The following is a 4729-nucleotide window of genomic DNA, read 5'->3' on the forward strand; positions in this document are numbered from 1 at the left end:
AGCACCGCGCTACTCTTTCTAGCGTCATGGAACTCACTGATATCGTAATCAAATCGATCTACGCGATTGTCGTCGTGAGCGTGCTGATGGGCTTTTGCTCCTACGCAGTTCTCGCGGAGCGCAAGATTTCCAGTTGGATTCAAGGTCGTGTTGGCCCGAACCGTACGACGCTTCCGATCATCGGATCGATCCCGTACATCGGCCGCTTCCTTACTCGCCTCGGCGTTTTCCAGCCAGCGGCGGATGGTCTGAAGTTCCTCTTCAAGGAAGACGTTACTCCCGACCACGTTAACAAGTTCTACTTCATAATGGCGCCGGTCCTTTCCTTGGTGCCGGCCCTCACGACGGTTGTTGTTGTTCCTTTCGGTTATTTCGAAAACGCAGCAGGTGAAGTGGTCAACTTGGTTCTCGCTGACCTCAACGTGGCGATGCTCTTCCTCTTGGCGATTTCATCGCTTGGAGTGTACGGCGTTGTTCTCGGTGGTTGGGCTTCAAACTCCAAGTATCCATTCCTTGGTGGCATTCGTGCTTCGGCTCAGATGATCTCTTACGAGCTCGCGATGGGTATCTCTATCCTACCGGTTTTCATGTGGATGAATGCTCCTGGTACCGAAGGTTCACTCAGTTTCGTTGACGTCGTGAACGCGCAGGGTGGGGCACTTTGGAACGCGATGTGGATGCCAGGTTCATTCATCATCTTCGTTGTTTGTATTTTCGCAGAAACCAACCGTCTGCCATTCGATATGGCGGAATCCGAAACCGAACTCGTCAGTGGTTTCCACACTGAGTACAGCTCCTTCAAGTTCGGTCTCTTCTTCGTGGGTGAATACGCTCACATGCTCGTTGGTTCTGCAGTGGTCGCGATCCTCTTCCTTGGAGGCTGGCATCCGCTTCCGTTCATGACTTGGGCGGACCTCGGAGTTCACGGCTGGCTGGCTGGCGTATTCTCGGTCGCTACCATGATCGGAAAGCTCTGCGGCTTCATGTTCTTCTTCATGTGGATTCGCTGGACGCTTCCACGTTTCCGCTACGACCAGGTAATGAAGCTCGGTTGGCAAATGTTGCTGCCGCTCTCCATCGCGAACCTGTTCATCTACGTCTTCTTAATCTATTTCATCGAGCGTCCATAGGACGCAGGTTGTTAGGAGTTTAGTCTATAGCTATTTAGGAAAAGAAATCATGCACTGCCTAGCCTCCCTCCAGCCTAAACACCTACAGTCTTAAAACCTACATAAGCCATGGCTATCGTAGTTAAGAGAAAACCACTCACCCTTTTAGAAAAGCTCTACATTCCTGAGATCGCTCGCGGTCTCATGGTCACCTTCCGCCGCATGTTCTTCGGTGAAACGGTGACCATGGAGTACCCAGAGCAACGCCCACCAATCCCTGCTGGCTACCGCGGAGTACCGACCTTGGTCAAAGATCCCGAAGGTCGCGAGAAGTGTGTATCCTGCCAGCTGTGCGAGTTCGTTTGCCCGCCAAAGGCAATCCGCATCCAGCCAGGTGAAATCTCAGAAGACAGCGAGTACGCGCACGTCGAGAAGGGACCAAAGGAGTTCGATATCGACATGCTCCGTTGTATCTACTGCGGCATGTGCCAAGAGGTTTGCCCGGAAGAGGCGATCTGGTTGCAGAACCAGTATTCGATGTCTGGTTACAGCCGTGCCGAGATGGTCAATAACAAGGCAAAGCTTTACGAACTCGGGGGCACGCTCCCCGACGAACACTTCAAGTGGAACAAGAAGAAGGAAGCGGCCGAGAATGGCGGCGGCCACCACTGATTCTTTTAGGTTATTAGACTATAGGTTTTAGGATAATAGGTTTAATGAATGAAAAGGTTAAAAATATGAGCGTCCCGAGCTCTGCTGAATCAAGCCTTCAGCCTACAACCTAACCACCTTTTTCCCTCTCCCATGACTGACATCTTTTTCTACATCTTTGCAGCTCTCACGCTTGGTAGCGCTCTTTGTGTTACTTTGGCGAAGAGCCCGGTCAACGCGGCGATGTTCCTCATCACAACCTTTATTGGCATGGCGTCGCTCTTCGTACTGCTGGAAGCCTACTTCCTCGCGGTGATCCAGATCCTCGTCTACGCTGGAGCGGTTGTGGTCCTCTTCCTCTTCATCATCATGCTTCTTGATGTGGGCGAAGAAAAGCGAGTGCGTACCAAGCTCGTTACCTGGATCGCCAGTTTTGTTGGCTTAGCCCTCCTGATCGTCGGAGTTGTCGGCATTACTTCTAGCGACAACATCCAGACTCAAGCGGAAGCGCTTCCCGAAGCGGCTGGCGCGACTCTCAAGAATTTCGGCTACGAACTTTTCACCACTTACCAACTGCCCATGCAGGTAACTGGCTTCCTTCTCCTGATCGCCATGATCGGTGTCATCGTGCTCAGCAAGCGCGTGAAGACAGACTAGCCCTCCCGTAACTCCTCTTTCTCAAGAAAAACTCCTTTCCACAAACGATGACCGTCGGACTTGAACAATACATAGCGGTGAGCGCTCTGCTATTCGCCATTGGTTTCTTTGGCGTGCTGCGGCGCAAGAACACGCTCGTCATCTACATGTGCCTCGAGCTCATGCTCAACGCCTGCAACCTCGGCTTGATCGCTTTCTCCCGTTTCCACGGAGGCATGAGCGGCTCGGTCTTCGTCTTCTTCATCATCACGGTGGCGGCGGCGGAAGTCGCGGTCGGACTCGCGATCATCGTGGCACTTTTCCGCAAGCGCCAGACGGTCCAGGTGCCAGAACTCAACGCTCTGAAGAACTAGCTTACCGATGAATCCTGCAATTTACGCATACGCGCTCCTCGCGTTTCCTCTGATTTCGGCGGCAGCTATCGCCTTCGGCATGCGTCGCAACGGTGCTCTCGCTTCGGGCGTCTCGGTTGGCGCTGCAGCTCTTATCCTCGCCACCGCGGGTCATATTATTTTCCGCCTCGATAACTTCGAGGAATCCGTGAACTGGATACAGCTCGGACCGTTGTCGCTCGACTTCGGATTTCTCATCGACGACCTCGCGAAGCTCATGCTCTTCGTCGTAGCGTTCGTTGGTTTTCTCGTTCACGTATTCAGCCTCGGATACATGAAGGACGATCCGAACAAGGCGCGTTTCTTCGGCGGTCTTTCAATCTTCATGTTCTCCATGCTTGGCCTCGTGATGGCCAACAGCTTGGTGACACTCTTCATCTTCTGGGAGCTCGTCGGTTTCAGCTCCTACATGCTGATTGGCTTCTACCTCGACAAGCCAAGTGCTGCAGCGGCGTCGAAGAAGGCGTTTATCGCTAACCGCGTAGGTGACTTCGGCTTCCTTCTCGGTATCGCGTTCGCCATCGCTCTCTTCGGTACAGTTAGCCTCACCGAGATGCGTGAAGCAGTTGTATCCGGTGAAGTTGTCGTTGGTACTGCAACCCTCGGTCTTCTGCTCTTTTGCGGAACCGTTGGTAAGTCCGGTCAGATTCCGTTGCACGTGTGGCTTCCAGACGCGATGGAGGGTCCGACTCCAGTTTCCGCTCTCATCCACGCGGCGACCATGGTTGCTGCGGGTGTCTTCCTGCTCTGCCGTACTGGTTTCCTCATGACAGCCGATGCCTTGACCGTGATCATGTGGGTAGGCGTTGCGACAGCGATCTTTGCCGGTCTCACCGCGATCGCCCAACGCGACATCAAGAAGATCCTCGCTTACTCCACCGTTTCCCAACTCGGTTACATGGTAGCGGCTTTCGGTCTCGGAAGTCTCATTGCTCTTGATGAAAACGGCGGAAATGCAGCGAGTGCAGTGATCACCGGTGGTGTTGCTGCTGCGATGTTCCACTTAACCACGCACGCTTTCTTCAAGGCTCTGCTCTTCCTAGGTTCCGGTTCCATCATCCACGCCTGCCACCACGAGCAAGACATCTTCAAGATGGGTGGTTTGATGAAGAAGATGCCGATTACCTTCATCTGCTTCACCCTCGGTCTAGCAGCTTTGATTGGTACGCCATTCATCACAGCCGGTTTCTACTCGAAGGATGCGATTCTCGCACTGGCGTATGAGCAAAACACAACTGTGTTCTACCTTTTGGTCTTTGGCGCCTTCCTCACTACTTTCTACATGATCCGCCTTTGGAAGATCGTCTTCCTCGGTAAGGCGAATTCAGACAATGCAGACCACGCTCACGAGAACGGTCTCGTGATGACTGTGCCGCTCATGCTTCTCGCGGTGCTTTCAGTGATCGGTGGTTTCGCAGCGGTCTATCCGGCAGCGATGGCTCCACTCGTTGAAATGGGAGACGCGATCGCTCACGGCGAACACCATACAACGGTCGCTACCTTCGGTGGTGCCGCTTGGTTGATCGGCCTCGCTCTCGCTTGGGTACTCTATGGTGCTGGCGCGAAGGAAGATCGCTTCGGTGGTCCAATTTACGCGGTGCTGCAGAAGAAGTTCTTCTTCGACGATGCTTACGATTACTACGTGGCGAAGATCCAGCAGCGTATTGCTCTGACGATTCACTTCGCCGAGCAGATCGCTCTCTCGGGTTTGATCATCCGCGGTGCAGCAGGCGTCGCTGGCTTGATCGGTATCGGTCTCAAGGCGCTGCACATCGGTAGCCTTCATCAATACGTTTACTGGTTTGTCGCCGGTCTCGCGCTCTTCTGGTTCTTCGCTGGGTAGCCGGACGTATTAAATTTGTATCTATTTTTTAACCACAGATGACGCAGATAACACAGATCTCGAACGTAGCGCGGTGC

The 4729-nt window shown here is 53.5% G+C and carries 5 protein-coding genes; all 5 read left to right on the forward strand.

Annotated elements, in window-relative coordinates; translation table 11 throughout:
- Nucleotides 1-26: 26 nt before the first annotated feature.
- The 5 genes from JIN87_RS27570 (at nucleotide 27) to nuoL (ending at nucleotide 4652) form a co-directional block, all read left to right on the forward strand.
- The gene (locus JIN87_RS27570) at nucleotides 27-1130 is read left to right on the forward strand and encodes an NADH-quinone oxidoreductase subunit H (RefSeq protein ID WP_200359881.1); all 1104 of its coding nucleotides are present in this window, start codon (nucleotides 27-29) and stop codon (nucleotides 1128-1130) included.
- A gap of 108 nt (nucleotides 1131-1238) precedes the next feature.
- The gene (locus tag JIN87_RS27575; RefSeq protein WP_200359883.1) at nucleotides 1239-1781 is read left to right on the forward strand and encodes a NuoI/complex I 23 kDa subunit family protein; all 543 of its coding nucleotides are present in this window, start codon (nucleotides 1239-1241) and stop codon (nucleotides 1779-1781) included.
- Between the two features lie 222 nt (nucleotides 1782-2003).
- Nucleotides 2004-2417 carry an NADH-quinone oxidoreductase subunit J family protein gene (locus tag JIN87_RS27580; protein ID WP_378924009.1) on the forward strand — a complete coding sequence of 138 codons (414 nt, stop codon included), beginning with the start codon at nucleotides 2004-2006 and terminating at the stop codon, nucleotides 2415-2417.
- Between the two features lie 47 nt (nucleotides 2418-2464).
- Complete coding sequence (nuoK, locus tag JIN87_RS27585; protein WP_200359887.1) at nucleotides 2465-2770, forward strand: NADH-quinone oxidoreductase subunit NuoK; 306 nt, start codon at nucleotides 2465-2467, stop codon at nucleotides 2768-2770.
- Between the two features lie 7 nt (nucleotides 2771-2777).
- Nucleotides 2778-4652, forward strand: coding sequence for an NADH-quinone oxidoreductase subunit L (nuoL, locus tag JIN87_RS27590; protein ID WP_200359889.1), 1875 nt, complete (start codon nucleotides 2778-2780; stop codon nucleotides 4650-4652).
- Nucleotides 4653-4729: the final 77 nt, after the last annotated feature.

This window comes from Pelagicoccus mobilis (assembly GCF_016595505.1).
Lineage (GTDB): Bacteria > Verrucomicrobiota > Verrucomicrobiia > Opitutales > Opitutaceae > Pelagicoccus > Pelagicoccus mobilis.

Coding starts and splice junctions, on each gene's coding strand:
- JIN87_RS27575 (WP_200359883.1), top strand. CDS start 1,239: ATGGCTATCGTAGTTAAGAGAAAACCACTCACCCTTTTAGAAAAGCTC.
- JIN87_RS27580 (WP_378924009.1), top strand. CDS start 2,004: ATGTTCCTCATCACAACCTTTATTGGCATGGCGTCGCTCTTCGTACTG.
- nuoL (WP_200359889.1), top strand. CDS start 2,778: ATGAATCCTGCAATTTACGCATACGCGCTCCTCGCGTTTCCTCTGATT.
- JIN87_RS27570 (WP_200359881.1), top strand. CDS start 27: ATGGAACTCACTGATATCGTAATCAAATCGATCTACGCGATTGTCGTC.
- nuoK (WP_200359887.1), top strand. CDS start 2,465: ATGACCGTCGGACTTGAACAATACATAGCGGTGAGCGCTCTGCTATTC.